Origin of the sequence: Tenacibaculum sp. FZY0031 (assembly GCF_036350695.1) — a bacterium.
In the GTDB taxonomy this organism is placed as follows: domain Bacteria; phylum Bacteroidota; class Bacteroidia; order Flavobacteriales; family Flavobacteriaceae; genus Polaribacter.
Genome location: NZ_JAZDVY010000002.1, coordinates 386,413 through 400,426, shown reverse-complemented (window position 1 = coordinate 400,426; position 14,014 = coordinate 386,413). Strand labels below are relative to the sequence as shown.

Annotated in this window: 17 protein-coding genes; 7 read left to right on the top strand and 10 right to left on the bottom strand. The window is 33.9% G+C overall.

All coding sequences use genetic code 11. The annotated features are described in order from the left end of the window. The first annotated feature begins 30 nt into the window (after positions 1 to 30). Positions 31 to 1,785: an ABC transporter ATP-binding protein gene (locus tag V1T75_RS04255; RefSeq protein WP_330487321.1), complete on the top strand. Its 1,755-nt coding sequence runs from the start codon at positions 31 to 33 to the stop codon at positions 1,783 to 1,785. Positions 1,786 to 1,868: 83 nt separating this feature from the next. Further along, the gene (locus V1T75_RS04250) at positions 1,869 to 2,231 is read left to right on the top strand and encodes a PUR family DNA/RNA-binding protein (RefSeq protein ID WP_125068090.1); all 363 of its coding nucleotides are present in this window, start codon (positions 1,869 to 1,871) and stop codon (positions 2,229 to 2,231) included. A 378-nt stretch (positions 2,232 to 2,609) separates the two neighbouring features. Here V1T75_RS04250 and V1T75_RS04245 read toward each other — a convergent pair whose 3' ends face one another. The 3 genes from V1T75_RS04245 to V1T75_RS04235 are packed head-to-tail and all read right to left on the bottom strand — an operon-like array spanning position 2,610 to position 4,910. Then, positions 2,610 to 3,647 (bottom strand): chorismate-binding protein, encoded by a 1,038-nt coding sequence (locus V1T75_RS04245; RefSeq protein WP_330487320.1) that lies wholly within the window; start codon positions 3,645 to 3,647, stop codon positions 2,610 to 2,612. Further along, positions 3,644 to 4,492, bottom strand: coding sequence for an alpha/beta fold hydrolase (locus V1T75_RS04240; protein WP_330487319.1), 849 nt, complete (start codon positions 4,490 to 4,492; stop codon positions 3,644 to 3,646). Before V1T75_RS04240 ends, V1T75_RS04245 begins: the two co-directional genes overlap by 4 nt. Before the next feature lies 1 nt (position 4,493). Then, positions 4,494 to 4,910: a PaaI family thioesterase gene (locus tag V1T75_RS04235; protein ID WP_330487318.1), complete on the bottom strand. Its 417-nt coding sequence runs from the start codon at positions 4,908 to 4,910 to the stop codon at positions 4,494 to 4,496. A 58-nt stretch (positions 4,911 to 4,968) separates the two neighbouring features. Between V1T75_RS04235 and V1T75_RS04230 the strand changes: the two genes are divergently transcribed. From V1T75_RS04230 to V1T75_RS04220, 3 genes are all read left to right on the top strand, one after another. Further along, positions 4,969 to 5,469, top strand: coding sequence for an IS1096 element passenger TnpR family protein (locus V1T75_RS04230; protein WP_330487317.1), 501 nt, complete (start codon positions 4,969 to 4,971; stop codon positions 5,467 to 5,469). Positions 5,470 to 5,472: 3 nt separating this feature from the next. Beyond that, positions 5,473 to 6,093, top strand: coding sequence for an L-threonylcarbamoyladenylate synthase (locus V1T75_RS04225; protein ID WP_330487316.1), 621 nt, complete (start codon positions 5,473 to 5,475; stop codon positions 6,091 to 6,093). A gap of 83 nt (positions 6,094 to 6,176) precedes the next feature. Beyond that, positions 6,177 to 6,845 (top strand): ceramidase domain-containing protein, encoded by a 669-nt coding sequence (locus V1T75_RS04220; RefSeq protein WP_330487315.1) that lies wholly within the window; start codon positions 6,177 to 6,179, stop codon positions 6,843 to 6,845. Here the strand turns inward: V1T75_RS04220 and V1T75_RS04215 are convergent. The 4 genes from V1T75_RS04215 to V1T75_RS04200 all read right to left on the bottom strand — a co-directional run bounded on the left by V1T75_RS04215 (position 6,837) and on the right by V1T75_RS04200 (position 10,069). Continuing rightward, complete coding sequence (locus tag V1T75_RS04215) at positions 6,837 to 7,835, bottom strand: glycosyltransferase family 2 protein (protein ID WP_330487314.1); 999 nt, start codon at positions 7,833 to 7,835, stop codon at positions 6,837 to 6,839. The genes V1T75_RS04220 and V1T75_RS04215 overlap by 9 nt on opposite strands. Positions 7,836 to 8,157: 322 nt before the next feature. Beyond that, complete coding sequence (locus tag V1T75_RS04210) at positions 8,158 to 8,787, bottom strand: hypothetical protein (RefSeq protein WP_330487313.1); 630 nt, start codon at positions 8,785 to 8,787, stop codon at positions 8,158 to 8,160. Positions 8,788 to 9,071: 284 nt separating this feature from the next. Next, positions 9,072 to 9,620, bottom strand: a complete 549-nt coding sequence (locus tag V1T75_RS04205; RefSeq protein WP_330487312.1) for a nucleotidyltransferase family protein — start codon at positions 9,618 to 9,620, stop codon at positions 9,072 to 9,074. Positions 9,621 to 9,625: 5 nt separating this feature from the next. Further along, a complete protein-coding gene (locus V1T75_RS04200; RefSeq protein WP_330487311.1) occupies positions 9,626 to 10,069 on the bottom strand; it encodes a type I restriction enzyme HsdR N-terminal domain-containing protein in 444 nt (147 codons plus the stop codon). A gap of 206 nt (positions 10,070 to 10,275) precedes the next feature. Here V1T75_RS04200 and holA point away from each other — a divergent pair, with 206 nt between their 5' ends. Then, on the top strand, positions 10,276 to 11,277 hold the full coding sequence (holA, locus tag V1T75_RS04195) for a DNA polymerase III subunit delta (RefSeq protein ID WP_330487310.1): 1,002 nt from the start codon (positions 10,276 to 10,278) through the stop codon (positions 11,275 to 11,277). Positions 11,278 to 11,415: 138 nt separating this feature from the next. Here holA and V1T75_RS04190 read toward each other — a convergent pair whose 3' ends face one another. The 3 genes from V1T75_RS04190 to V1T75_RS04180 all read right to left on the bottom strand — a co-directional run bounded on the left by V1T75_RS04190 (position 11,416) and on the right by V1T75_RS04180 (position 13,158). Further along, on the bottom strand, positions 11,416 to 11,910 hold the full coding sequence (locus V1T75_RS04190; RefSeq protein WP_330487309.1) for a VOC family protein: 495 nt from the start codon (positions 11,908 to 11,910) through the stop codon (positions 11,416 to 11,418). Positions 11,911 to 11,984: 74 nt separating this feature from the next. Continuing rightward, entirely contained in the window at positions 11,985 to 12,800 is an 816-nt protein-coding gene (locus V1T75_RS04185; protein ID WP_330487308.1) for an AraC family transcriptional regulator, read from the bottom strand. A 199-nt stretch (positions 12,801 to 12,999) separates the two neighbouring features. Further along, positions 13,000 to 13,158 (bottom strand): SymE family type I addiction module toxin, encoded by a 159-nt coding sequence (locus V1T75_RS04180; RefSeq protein ID WP_330487307.1) that lies wholly within the window; start codon positions 13,156 to 13,158, stop codon positions 13,000 to 13,002. 59 nt (positions 13,159 to 13,217) lie between these two features. Here V1T75_RS04180 and V1T75_RS04175 point away from each other — a divergent pair, with 59 nt between their 5' ends. Continuing rightward, complete coding sequence (locus V1T75_RS04175) at positions 13,218 to 13,439, top strand: helix-turn-helix domain-containing protein (protein ID WP_330487306.1); 222 nt, start codon at positions 13,218 to 13,220, stop codon at positions 13,437 to 13,439. Positions 13,440 to 14,014 lie beyond the last annotated feature (575 nt).

The following is a 14,014-nucleotide window of genomic DNA, read 5'->3' as shown; positions in this document are numbered from 1 at the left end:
ATAAAGTTTAATTTTTATAATAAAATAGAATTGAAAGCATTACAATACTTAAACAAGTACTTTGTTAAATACAAATGGAGGTTGTTATTAGGAATTTTTATAACTGTATTAGCTAAAATATTTACGTTAAAAGTACCCAACTATGTGTTAACTTCTTTAAATGTTGTAGAAGACTATCAGTTGGGGAGAATAACGGAGTTATCGGAGGTGAAAAGTATTCTTTTTACAAATATTTTACTCATAATTGGGGTAACATTATTAGGTGGCTTTTTTACATTTTTAATGCGTCAAACCATAATTGTAATGTCTCGATTAATAGAGTTTGATTTAAAAAATGAAATTTACCAACAATACCAACGACTATCACTTAATTTCTATAAACAAAACAGAACAGGTGATTTAATGAATCGTATTAGTGAAGATGTGTCGAAAGTTCGTATGTATTTTGGACCAGCCATTATGTACTCGTTAAACATGTTGGTTTCTTTCGCTGTTGGGTTTACTCAAATGTATGCAATATCACCAAAACTTACCCTGTATACAATGATACCGTTTCCTGTTTTATCGGTATCGGTTTTTATTTTAAGTAAGCAAATTAACAAACGAAGTACAGTAGTTCAGCAATACCTCTCAAAATTAACAACGTTTAATCAGGAATTTTTCTCTGGTATTAATGTAGTAAAATCGTATGCAATAGAAAGTGCTGTGATTAAGAATTTTGATACGTTGGCAGATGCGAGTAAAGATAAGAATATAAACTTATATAAAGTACAAGCCTTGTTTTTTCCATTAATGATTTTATTAATTGGAATTAGTAATATCATCGTTTTGTATGTAGGCGGTACATTATATATCAATGGTGAAGTTAAAGTTGGAGCTATCGGAGCTTTTGTTATGTATGTAAATATTTTAACATGGCCTGTAGCTGTGGTTGGTTGGGTAACTTCAATGGTGCAACAGGCAGAAGCTTCTCAAGAAAGAATAAATGAATTTTTAGAACAAGTTCCTGAAATTGAAAATGCAAATGAAGAAGAAACTATCGTAGAAGGAGGTATTGAGTTTAAACAGGTTTCATTAACCTATGAAGATACGAATATCACAGCATTAAAAGAGGTAAGCTTTAAGGTAGAAAAAGGAGAAACATTAGCAATATTAGGAAAAACAGGAAGTGGGAAATCGTCTATTATAAACTTGATTTCACGATTGTATGATAGCACATCGGGAACTGTATTAATAGATGGGAAGGATGTTAAAACCTGTAATTTATATGATATAAGAAATCAAATTGGTTTTGTACCGCAAGAACCTTTTTTGTTTTCAGATACTATTGAAAACAATATAAAATTTGGTAAAGAAAATGCCACAGAAGAAGAAATTATTGAAGCTGCTAAAAATGCGGTTATACACGATAATATTATCGATTTTAAGCAAGGGTATAAAACTATTTTAGGAGAACGAGGTGTTACGCTTTCGGGAGGACAAAAGCAACGAACCTCTATAGCGAGGGCCATTATAAAAGATCCTAAAATTTTAATTTTTGACGATTGTTTATCGGCTGTTGATACTGAGACAGAAGAAAGAATTTTATCAAACTTAGAGCGAGTTTCTAGCGATAAAACAACGATAATAATAAGCCATAGAGTATCGTCAGCAAAAAATGCGGATAAAATAATTGTACTCGATAACGGAAAGATCATTCAGCAAGGTGTTCATAATCAATTAGTAAAACAAGAAGGGTATTACAAAGAGCTATATGAGCAGCAGCTTTTAGAAAAAGAAATATAGCATTTCGTATTGTCAAGTCAAATATTTTGTTAGATTTGTTGAGAAAAATTTAAGTAAACAACTATTATTTTAAGTAGCGAATTATGAGCGAGAGAGTAGAACAAGAGGAAATCTTTTCACAGGTTTTAAGAGCAGGAAGAAGAACCTATTTTTTTGATGTTAGATCTACAAAGGCAGATGATTATTATTTAACAGTGACAGAGAGTAAGAAGTTTACTCACGATGATGGTTCTTTTCATTATCAAAAACATAAAATTTACTTATATAAAGAAGATTTTAGTGACTTTAAAGAGATGTTGAATAAAGCAACAGACTTTATTGTTAACGAAAAAGGATCTGAAGTAATTAGTGAGCGTCATCAAAAAGACTACAAAAAAGAAGAAAACGTAGCAACAGAAGCAACTTCAACTGAAAGTTTTACGGACGTTTCTTTCGATGATATTTAAGCAGAGGAAACTGTTTTGCATAACTCTAAACACAAATAGAACAATTTGTGTTTAGAGACTGGATTGTGCAGAAAAAAATCAATTCAAATTCAATTTACACTTAAAACTGCCAATTGTTGCACAGCAATTGGTGGTTTTTATTTTATATAAGCGATTTTATTTTGTTTGGTAGTTTTGATGCGAATTCAACCAGCTGCTTATAAGTTAAAGTTCTACCCACTCTACTATTAAGTTTATCTTCACGCTGGTCAATCCTAAGTAATTTTTGTTTCATAGGATAAGCGAGTTTTGAGTTTATCTAAATATAATAAAAAAAACTGAATTACAGCAGGTTAAGTTGGTTTTGAGTTGAGGGATTTTCTCAGTGAGGTATTTTTTCTATAAAACTTTTTTCATGGTAGTCGTTTTTGCTACTGTTTCCTGCCATTCTTTTGCCGCATTACTGTCTAGCGTAATTCCTCCACCAACATAAATATATACAGTGTTTTTAGAAACTTCCATACAGCGAAGATTTACAAATAAATTACTTTCTTTATCGTTCAGGTTTAGTTCTCCTAAAAAGCCCGTATAAAAGCTTCTATGGTAACTTTCGTTATCTAAAATAAATTGTTTTGCAGCTTCTAAAGGCATTCCGCAAACAGCAGGAGTAGGGTGCAAGCTTTTAATCAAAGAAGCGGTATTGGTTTTGAGCTGACCCTTAAGAAGGGTTCTTAAATGAAGTAGCTTTCCTGCTTTTATAGTTTCAATACCAGAAGAGGTAATCTTTGAAGAAATATTAGACAATCTATCAACGATATAGTCAGTTACAAATTGTTGTTCTTCTAATTCTTTTGGTTGCCAGATAACATTCGTTGTCCCGTTGTATACTTGTGTTCCCGCCAAAGCCATAGTTGTAAAATTCGTGTCTTGGATGCTAACTAAAGTTTCTGGAGTAGCTCCCAACCATAATCCAACTTTAGGATGATACCAAACATATACGAAAGCTGTAGGATAGTTACTCAATAGTTTTTGAAAAGTTTCAATAAAGTTGCAATCGGGTAACTCCATCTTTTCTCTTCTAGAAAGAACTACCTTTTTAAACTGTTTATTTTTAATAGCAGAGATGCCTTTTTCAACTAGTTGTATATGGTTTTTTTCGGAAGCGGTATCAGGAGCATGATTGGTGTTGTTGGTTTGAGCATAACCAACAGTAACTTCTTCTTCAATATAAGTAGATTGATTTTTAGGAATTAAGATGGCTTTTTCTCTGTTGTCAAACGGAGCAAAAATAAACCCGCTCTCATTAAAACTGTCAGCAGTAATTAAGTTACTGTTTTGTTGAAACCATCCTTTTAACAAGGAAGTAGTAGGTTTTTTGTACGTAACGAAAGGAAGTTCGTTGTTAAAAGCTTCTTGTATGTTTGAAAAAATACTCAATCTAGTTGTTGTCTTAAATGTTTTTTAATCGTGTCAAATTTACTCCAAATAAATCCATGGCCAGCATCCGGTACGCGAATTAACTCCAACTGATGTTTAGGAAACTGTTTTTCTAAAAACAAGGAATTACCAAAAGGAACAATCCAATCATCCGTTCCATGAATACTCACGATGCTGTTAGGGGTAGATTTCCAGTGATTTTCAAAAGTTCGTAAATCTTGTTTATGCGATAACTTTTCTTTACTTGCTTCTTGCCATATTGGAGGAACCAACCATCGAGTAACTTTCCATTTATATAAATTTAAAGACCAGGGCATGGGTTCTACTTTGCTATACACAGCAGGAGCCAGCAAAATTACCTTTCTAACTTTTTCTTGTATAGCTAAGGCAATAGGTCCACCATAAGAATAACCTACAAGAATTGTTTTATGGGGGGGGATATCATGTAAAATGTTCTTTAACATGTCACGTTCAAAAGCAATACTTTCTTGAACCGAATTTTTGTCTTGATAATTGTAGCCAATTCTGTCGTATGAAACCATGTTAGCTTTGCTGAGCAATACACTGTCTTTCATATATTTTATAAAATCGGTAGAAGAACCTATCGTTCCATGAACAAAGACCAGTGTTGGTAAAGTAGTATCTTTTATAATTGAAAGTTTTCTGTACTCAAAGCCTTTAAAGTTTTTATAAGCGAGGATAGGAGTAGAGTTACCTGAAAATTTCTCAAGTACTTTTACATCAGATTTAGGAGCAGAAAAATTCCAAAATAAATAATACAAAACAAGGAACAGCACAAAGAGAGCAATTCCAGTAATTTTTAAGATTTTTTTCAGCAACTTCATGCTATTGTTTGTCTAAAACAATATTGGTAATCTTACAAAGCGAAATTAAATTGTCGTTTTCATCAACAATTCTCACTTCCCATAAATGTGTTGTTCTACCTTTATGAATTGCTTTTGCAGTGGCAAAAACATGTCCTTCTTTCTTACTTTTTACATGGTTGATGCTCAGCTCAATTCCTTTGATAATTTTATTAGAGTCTTTTAAAAAGAAGGCAGAAGCACAGCTGCCAACCGATTCAGCCAGAGCGGCTGTCGCACCACCATGTAGTAATCCGTAAGGTTGATGTACTTTAGGAGTTACAGGCATTGTAGCAGTAATAAAATCATCACCTACATCAACAAACGTTATCGCTAAGGTTTCCATCAAGGTATTTTTGTTGTAACTGTTTAAGACTGTAAGAGATGCTTGCTTATTCATGGTAACTAAAAATTATCACTCAAAAATACGTATTTTTGCACTGACAAAAAATGATAGAATGTATAAAGTACGTGTAATTTTAGATACGAAAGAAGATGTAATACGAACTCTGTTGATAAACGAAAAAGCGTCGTTAGAGAACCTACATTTTGCTATCGCAAAAGCGTTTGGTTTTAACGGACAAGAAATGGCATCTTTTTACCGTACCGATGAAGATTGGAATCAAGGAGAAGAAATTCCCCTGTTTAATATGTCTGAAGCAGGAGAAGGAATTTCAATGGCAACATGTATTTTGCATGAAACGTTACTACAACAACACGATAAGCTAATTTATGTGTATGATTTCTTACAAATGTGGACGTTTTATGTTGAGTTGATAGAGCAATCAAAGGAAATTATAACTGAACCAAAAATGGTGTTATCTGTAGGAGAGATCCCAGAACAAGCCCCAGAAAAAGAATTTAAAGCAGAAGATCTTTCAAAAAATTTAGAAGATGAAATTGACGATGAATTTGATAACTTTGAGAGTCTAGACGATTTTGATTTTGATAATTACTAAGCCATGGCGCAATTTATAAAATTGTATAACGACAACCCCAATCCTAAAGAGATTGAAAAAATTGTAAAAGTTTTACAAAATGGTGGGTTGATTATTTATCCAACCGATACGGTATACGGTTTAGGTTGTGATATAACCAATGCCAAAGCTTTGGCAAAAGTAGCTAAGATTAGAGGTGTAAAACCTGAAAAAGCCAATTTCTCGTTTGTTTGCAACGATTTAAGTCATTTGTCTGATTACGTAAAGCAAATTGATACTGCGACGTACAAAATTTTGAAAAGAGCTTTACCGGGGCCGTATACTTTTGTGTTACCGGGTAGTAACTCGCTACCAAAAGCCTATAAAAAACGTAAAACTGTTGGTATTCGTGTGCCAGATAATAACATAGCAAGAGCTATTGTGGTGGCCTTGGGAAATCCAATTGTATCCACTTCTATACACGATGAAGATGAAGTATTAGAGTATACAACTGACCCAGAATTAATTTTTGAGAAATGGCAGAATGTTGTTGATGTTGTGGTTGATGGTGGGTACGGAGATAACCATGCTTCTACGGTAATCGATTTAACTACCGATGAGCCAGAAGTACTTCGTGAAGGAAAAGGAAGCTTAGATATTTTGTAATAATAAGTTGAGTTGAAATCTTCAACTCAACTTATTAATTAACAACACAATTCCTATCTTAGTATAGAATAGAAAAAGGATATATGTTTTTACTGGATAGATTCCCTAACGACAGCGGACCAATATATCAAGAAACCATAGCAGGCAGATTGCCTGTTGAACCTTTCAATACTTTTAGCAATTTAATTTTTATTGCATTACTGATTTACTTCGGAAGAAAAATTTATCAAAAGCCTGAGCAACATCCATTTTTTTTGTTTGCCATCCCTGTGATATTTATCAGTTGGATAGGAGGTACCATGTTTCACGGCACAAGAAGTCATGAGTTTTGGTTGTTGTTAGATTGGGTTCCAATTATGGTTGTATGTTTAGGAGCCATTAGTTATTTCATAGGAAAAATTAAAAAGAAAGGGTGGCAACGAATAGCGATAGTTATTGCTATACTTTTAGGAGCTATTTTTCCACGGTTTTTACCAATACCTCCAGGATATAAAACCTCTTTTGGGTATGTAGTAACCGCATTTGCAGTGATAACTCCGTTAATTTGGTATGCTTACAAAACACATTGGAAAAACGTAAAGTATATCATGTATGGAGGAATGGTATTTGGAATAGCGTTACTATTTAGGACATTGGATAATAAAGTAGTGTTACTGCCTATGGGAACGCATTGGTTATGGCATATTTTTGGCGGAATAGCAGTTTTCTTTTTACTCTATTACATCTATAAAGACGAGCAAGAATTAACGTAACTCGGTAAACTTTTTTCTTCCTTTGGCATAATACTGCCAAACAATAGATTTATGCTCGTAGTAATTTGATTTTTTGGGAGTCTTTTTTCTCTTTTTTATGAACTTAAAAAGCTGTGTGTAAAAACTAAAATGAGCTTTTAAAATAGCAAACAAATGATTTGGTTTTCCTTCCAATAAAAACTTAAGGCTTGCCAATCCGTCTAAGATCAAACGAGAAAAAATGATTGGAAACAATTTCGTAGAAGGTAAGTTTTTAACCAAGTTGAGTAAACTATTCCTAAAATTTAAAAATGTTTTTCTAGGGTTCAAGGTATCCAATGTAGCACCACCAACATGATATACAGTGGATGTTCCTACATATTTTATAGTATGCCCATTATTGTTAGCACGCCAGCACAAATCAATCTCTTCCTGATGTGCAAAAAAATCCTCGTCAAAACCATTGAGTTGATGAAACACTTCAGAGCGAATAAAAAAACAAGCACCAGAGGCCCAAAATATTTTGGTAGTATCGTTAAACTGTCCGTTATCTGTTTCCAAGTCACTAAACAATCGACCGCGGCAATACGGATACCCATACGCATCAATAAAACCACCACCAGCACCTGCATATTCAAACTTAGACTTATCTTTAAAATCTAAAATTTTAGGTTGAATAATAGCAGTGTTGGGTTCCTTTTTAAAAGTATCAATAACGGGAGTTAACCAGTTGCTGGTAACCTCAATATCTGAATTTACCAAACAATATACATCGGCATCAATATGTTGTAAGGCGTCATTGTAACCTTTGGCATACCCACCATTTTCTGAGTTTTGTACAATCTTTACAGTAGGAAAATGCTGCTTAACTAATGCAATAGAATCATCTGTAGAAGCATTGTCTGCTACATATACTTCCGCTTCTTCAGAACTAAAATTTACGACAGAAGGTAAAAACTGCTCAAGCAATTTTTTCCCATTCCAGTTTAATATGACGATTGCTGTTTTCAAGACGGCAAATTTACAGTTTCTAAATGAAATGCTGTTAAAAAAGCAAGAATCATTCTAGGTCTCGTTATTCCGTACGAGGTACGAGGAGGAATCTCATAAGGTGAGCAATTCTTATGTTTAGGATTTTTCCTTCCGTTAGGCTCCAGTTCGAAATCATAATTGCGCTTGGTCATTGCGAGAGGAACGAAGCAATCTCTTAGTTGAAAGAGGTAGACATGTCTTTACTCCTCCTCGCTATGACGTTTTGTATTCCCGTCATTCCGACTGTAGGGGAGAAACAGTAAGGTTCAACAAAGTTAAACTCCAGTAAACTGCGGAACTCCTATTCTGATTTTTCAGGTTCATATATTGCATTTTCCAAGCTAAAACAAAAGGGTTGAGAACCACCACCAGTCATTACAATATCAGCACTAATGACTCTCAATAAACTTATTTCTGTATTTATTTCCGAAATAATAGCTGAATTAAGAATTTCTCCTTCTTCAATGTTAGAAGCAACACCAATGTAAAGTTTAGGATTGAATTTAAAAACAGCTTTTTGACCTGGAGCAAGATTAGTTTTTATAGCTAATAGCTTACTATCTTTATAACAATTAGCATCAATAGCGCTTCGTGTTAGGTTGTTTCGTATTGCTACTTCGCCATCCATTACTGCGGAAATTGAAGAGAGTTGTAAAACATGTCCAGAAGCATTTTCAACCATTTCAAAAGCACTTCCATCATAAGCGGCTAATTTGGGTGTGTAGTTTCCGTAAGAATCAGCAGCAGCAACTTGAAAGTTAGTAGAGTAATTAATAGGGTGGCTTTCCCCGTGACTTGGATTTTTAATTACTTTCCATGCAGTAGGACGTTCATCAAAACTGCTTGCAACGTTCTTTTGAAAAATCACAACATCACTGTTGTTAGCATCATTAGACCTGTTTATAAAGTTTAATTTAATAGAGTTATTCATAAAATCAATTTTTAAAGTTTGGTATAAAGTTGTTTTGTTGTGTGAATTTAAGAATTTGATAGTAAAAAAGATAAACAAATGTTATAAGTGTATAATTTTTTGTGTTTAAATATATGTTGAGAGTCATTAAAGAAATTAGCGTCATTGAGAGTGTAATAGAGGGAGTAAATGAGGAGAATAACTTACCTGTTTAAGGTTTCTCAGTTGTAACCTCTTTCGAAATGAGGTACAGTTTTGTCATTCCGAACGGCAAAGGAGGAGGAGTTTCATGAGGCGAGTACTCTTTACTCTTCAACGACCAACATCTTCCATGTATCGTCCCATTTTTTACGTGCGATTCTGTTGTGATATGTTGTTAAATCGAAATTTGGAGTAGGTTTAACCACAAGATTAAATGCATCTTCTAAACCATACGGAGCAATATGTTCAATTTGATTATTAGAGTTTAACTGAATAGCAATTGCAGTGGCTGTTTCGGGCCAGTAAGAAATAGCTTCGTAACAGTTTTTATAAGGTGAATGACCATTACGAACATGCATTCTTGCTTGATTTTTTACCGACCAATTCACAGAGGGATTGATAGCTTTGAGATGTTCTTCAAGAGCTAATTCACGAGCTTTAGTAATGTCGCTTTTATCAAAATAGATAATATCAACATCGTTTAAAGAAGTTTTTTTATTATTGTGTTTGTAATCCCAAATTTTGTTTCTAACAAAACCAGCCCCAATCCAACAATCGGGAAGGTGTAGGTTACGAACGGTTTCAAGAATGTGTAGCATCCAAGTGTCGTTTTCAATAATGCTTATGAATTCAGTGGTAAAATCTGCTTTCATAAAACTTATAGGTAGTGAGGAATATCTCTTAAAAACACATAAGTTTCGTTCTCTTTATCGAGCATACAAAAAAAGTGTTGCAGTCCGTTAGTTACGATGAGGTAATTGGCATTGAGTTTTAAGTTATAACGCGCAATCTGATCAAAGGTATCTTGGGTAATTTTTATATGTGGTGCTTTACATTCTACAATAATATTCGGATGTCCGTCTGAAGCAAAAACCACAATATCGGTACGTTTTTTAAGGTTGTTGATAACCAATTGTTTTTCAATAGCAATCAATGAAACAGGATAGTTTCTCTCTTGAATTAACCATTGCACAACATGCTGACGCACCCATTCTTCGGGAGTTAATACCATGTATTTTTTTCTCAAATTATCAAAAATAAGCGTCTTATTTTCGTTACTTTTGAGCTTGAATGTATAGCTAGGAAGGTTGAGCTTTTGCATAAACCAAAAGTAAGAAAATTATAAGTTATTTTTTCGTTGTTCAGTATGACGAAACATTATTGTTGAGATTTAGCTTCGCTGAACCATAGGGTTTCTTGTCGCTCATAAAATCACTCCGTCGAAATCACCAAGAGTGTTGTTAAGGAATGAATACTTAGCTACAACATTTTAAATAACAAGACCAAAAGAAGGCAGAAGAAAGACATATGAACGAAATTAAAACGATTATATCCGATATCAAAGGAGGTAACATCAAACCCATTTATTTTTTAATGGGAGAAGAACCGTATTACATCGATAAAATTTCAGATTATATTGAAGGCAATGTGTTGGATGAATCTGAAAAAGGATTCAATCAAGTTGTCATGTACGGCCGTGATGTGTCGATAGAGGAAATTGTATCGTCGGCAAAACGTTTTCCAATGATGGCAGAAAAACAGGTGATTATTGTTAAAGAAGCCCAAGATTTAAGCCGTACGATCGATAAAATAGAGTCGTATGCAGCCAATCCTCAACCGAGTACCGTATTGGTGTTTAATTACAAATACAAAAAGCTTGATAAACGGAAAAAAGCGTACAAAGCTATTGCCAAAAGCGGACTCATTTACGAGAGTAAAAAATTATACGAAAATCAAGTAGCTGATTGGATTCGTCAGGTGTTGGGCGGAAAAAAGTTTAACATCGAACCGAAAGCTGCACAAATGTTGGTAGAGTTTTTAGGAACTGACCTAAGCAAGATTAGCAACGAATTAGATAAACTAACCTCAGTATTGCCTGCGGAAACCATTATTACCGATAAGCATATTGAAGAAAATATTGGGATTTCTAAGGACTTTAACAATTTTGAGCTGCGTAAAGCAGTAGGACAGCGAGAGGTGGTAAAAGCGAACCGAATCATCAATTATTTTGCGCAGAATCCAAAGAACAATCCGTTGGTAATGACCATTTCCTTACTCAATAGCTTTTTTACACAGTTATTACTATACCACGGATTAAAAGACAAATCGAAAGCTTCGGTTGCTAAAAACTTAGGGGTAAACCCGTATTTTGTGGACGATTACGTAAACGCAGCCCGTAATTACCCGATGCGAAAAGTATCTCAAATTATTGCCTTACTACGCGATGCCGATGTAAAAAGCAAAGGGGTAGGAGCTAACCAAACCCATGCTGATATTTTAAAAGAATTACTGTTTAAGATGTTGCATTAACGGTCAAGTATAAGAGTAGTAGCAGATAAAACGCAACTACCTTTTGGTACACAGTATACTTAATTTAACACAAAAAGCGGTTTAAGTGCAAACTTGAACCGCTATTGCTTATGCACAATGTTGTACGTTCGCTCTTTTTTAATTTGGCGAATGAAGTCCGATTTTATTTCCCTCCGAGTCGTGGAAAATAGCAAAAAATCCACTCTCATCAGCGTGAGGTGTTTTAGGAACAATTATTTTTCCACCATTAGCTTCTACTTTATCAAGAATAGTTTGCAGATTATCTCCACCATTCAGGTAAATAGTAACTCCGCTAGCAGAAGGTTCAGAACCTTCTCCTTTCACAATAACTCCTGTTACCATTTGGTCTTGGTAGGGAAATAAGCCCATTTCCATTCCGGGGAAATCTAATTTTTCAATTTCTACACCTAAAATTTCTTTGTAAAAGTTGATGGCTCTTGAAATGTTCGTTGCTGGGATTTCAAATATTGAAATAAAACTGTTCATATTCTTATCGTTTTTGATTGTTATTTCTTTAGGCGGATTTGGTTTGGAAGCAGAAGTGTTTTCGTTTTTACAGGATAGTATGCCAAAGGTTAAGGCAATAATTATGATGAATAAAGGATGTTTCATTTTCCGTTTTTTATTTACGGAACAAAATTAGCAGTAGAAAGTCGCTTGAAATTGTAAAAATGCGACACCTGAAATTATTTGTAAAAAAGGGCAGAAAGAGCTAAATTTTCGTGATTGATAAACTCTTTGGGGTTTATTCCTGTAAATTCCCTAAAGTCCTTTATAAAATGTGCTTGGTCGAAATATTCGCTTTCATAAGCAATATCGGTCAGGTTTTTCGACTTTTGGTCCAGTAGCATTTTTAAAGCGGTTTGTAATCGAATTACCTTTCCCAATTGTTTAGGACTAACTCCAATTTGCTTTTTGAAGTTTCTTTCGAGCTGTCTTCGCTTTGACAGGTCGTCTTTGAGGATTGAGTTTATTGAAGTACTACCGTTTGCAGATATAAGGGAATCAATCGTGTTTTTTACAATTCTATCAATTGTTTTTTCGTTATTAAGCCTGCCTAAAAGAAAATTTTCGACAATGTTTATTCGTTGTTCCGTATTTTCTGATTTAATTATCTTTTGCTCTAAATCATCTACATTTTCTGCCTCAAATAGTAGGTTTATAGGGGTTTCCTTATTTGCCAAATTGCTGATTGGTTCGGAAACAAAGTTTGCAAAACCGTAAGGATAAAATCGGACAGCGAATGTTTTAACAAACCCTGTCGGCTCAATATAAAAAGGGTCAATTGTTTGACCGAGAACCATCGCACGAGGTTGAAATATAAATTTATTTTCAAAAGTGTACCGTTTTATATCGTCTCCGAGAATAAAAGCCATTTCAATACAGCCATCAGGTACAATTCGTTGTTTTTGCGGTTCAGATTGTTTAGGTACTTCCAAAGTCCAATAGCAACTAACAAGTGATTTCAAGTCATTATGTGGTTCGTATGTTTGATAATCCATTATCGTTTGGGAATTTTTTCAGAGTGACACAGAATGTATTTGTGTGTGATTTTTTGTGGGAAAAGGACGTGAGTCGTTTTCCGATGTTGTGGAAAGATAATTAATAAGATTGAATTTCCGGCGAGGAAATTCAGCCGTAATTGATATACCTTAGTTGTACGTAGTTATTTTTCTTCTTTTTTGTCAGTCAGAGTAATGGTCAGTTTATTCTTTTGTTGTTTAATTTCAATTTCTTTTCCGATTTCAAACCGAGTTCTTTCAGCCATTTTCCTTCAAGTCGAATTTCAGGAACAGTAATATATCTCCATTCACGAGGTTGGTGTTTTTGATAGATTTTAAGTTTCCTAAATTGGCTCATTTAATCGATGTTCGTTATTACGAACACAAGATATAAATAATTTACCGAAATTCGGTATAGTGAACACGAAAGAGTCAAAATATTTTCAAAAGCTAGGTGCTAAAATCAAACGATTAAGGGAAGAAAAGGGGATTGACCAAAAATCTTTTGCTTTTGAATGTGAGATTGGTCGAACTCAATTGTATATGATTGAAAATGGAAAGACTAATCCAAGGTTATTGACTTTGATGAAGATTGCGGATGGACTGGAAACTTCAATAAGTGAACTTTTAAACCTTTAATAAGTCAATATTTTAACAGCCAAAAAAATAAAAAGACCAGAAGTGGTTATAATTGAGGGAAGGGTCCTTAAATTTTGTCTACCAATCATATCTCCACATTTTTTCACCTCTTTATTTAAATCCAAGTCTCACTCCATACGTTTTGTAGCATGTCTGTAAATTTCCATTTGCAATATTCTAGAAACATTAAATAAATCAAGTTGGCAATCGCTAGAATGGACACCCAAAGATTTAAGGAGGGTTGTTGAGTTGGAACCTTGGTTAATGCTAGAAAAGCTACTATTAGCATAGTATTAAAATTAAATAACTTATCGTGTATTCGATCAAAAGGCGACTGTATTTTTTAGTTGTATCTTCTGCTTCTCTTTCAAACTTCTTAAATATTTTATCGCTATCCTCAATCAATTCATTTGTACTGATACGGACTTTGTTTTTAGTCAGCGAATCTAAAATCTATTTTAAAATTGTATTTGTTTCTTTTGACTCGTTCATTTCTAATTATGTCCAACGGTTAGTATATGAAAAGTAGGCGATTTTGAAGCTCTGAACTTTCGGATAAGCACAAAGTTAGATAC

Coding starts and splice junctions, on each gene's coding strand:
- V1T75_RS04250 (WP_125068090.1), top strand. CDS start 1,869: ATGAGCGAGAGAGTAGAACAAGAGGAAATCTTTTCACAGGTTTTAAGA.
- V1T75_RS04240 (WP_330487319.1), bottom strand. CDS start 4,492: ATGAAGTTGCTGAAAAAAATCTTAAAAATTACTGGAATTGCTCTCTTT.
- V1T75_RS04235 (WP_330487318.1), bottom strand. CDS start 4,910: ATGAATAAGCAAGCATCTCTTACAGTCTTAAACAGTTACAACAAAAAT.
- V1T75_RS04230 (WP_330487317.1), top strand. CDS start 4,969: ATGTATAAAGTACGTGTAATTTTAGATACGAAAGAAGATGTAATACGA.
- V1T75_RS04225 (WP_330487316.1), top strand. CDS start 5,473: ATGGCGCAATTTATAAAATTGTATAACGACAACCCCAATCCTAAAGAG.
- V1T75_RS04220 (WP_330487315.1), top strand. CDS start 6,177: ATGTTTTTACTGGATAGATTCCCTAACGACAGCGGACCAATATATCAA.
- V1T75_RS04210 (WP_330487313.1), bottom strand. CDS start 8,787: ATGAATAACTCTATTAAATTAAACTTTATAAACAGGTCTAATGATGCT.
- V1T75_RS04205 (WP_330487312.1), bottom strand. CDS start 9,620: ATGAAAGCAGATTTTACCACTGAATTCATAAGCATTATTGAAAACGAC.
- V1T75_RS04200 (WP_330487311.1), bottom strand. CDS start 10,069: ATGCAAAAGCTCAACCTTCCTAGCTATACATTCAAGCTCAAAAGTAAC.
- holA (WP_330487310.1), top strand. CDS start 10,276: ATGAACGAAATTAAAACGATTATATCCGATATCAAAGGAGGTAACATC.
- V1T75_RS04190 (WP_330487309.1), bottom strand. CDS start 11,910: ATGAAACATCCTTTATTCATCATAATTATTGCCTTAACCTTTGGCATA.
- V1T75_RS04185 (WP_330487308.1), bottom strand. CDS start 12,800: ATGGATTATCAAACATACGAACCACATAATGACTTGAAATCACTTGTT.
- V1T75_RS04180 (WP_330487307.1), bottom strand. CDS start 13,158: ATGAGCCAATTTAGGAAACTTAAAATCTATCAAAAACACCAACCTCGT.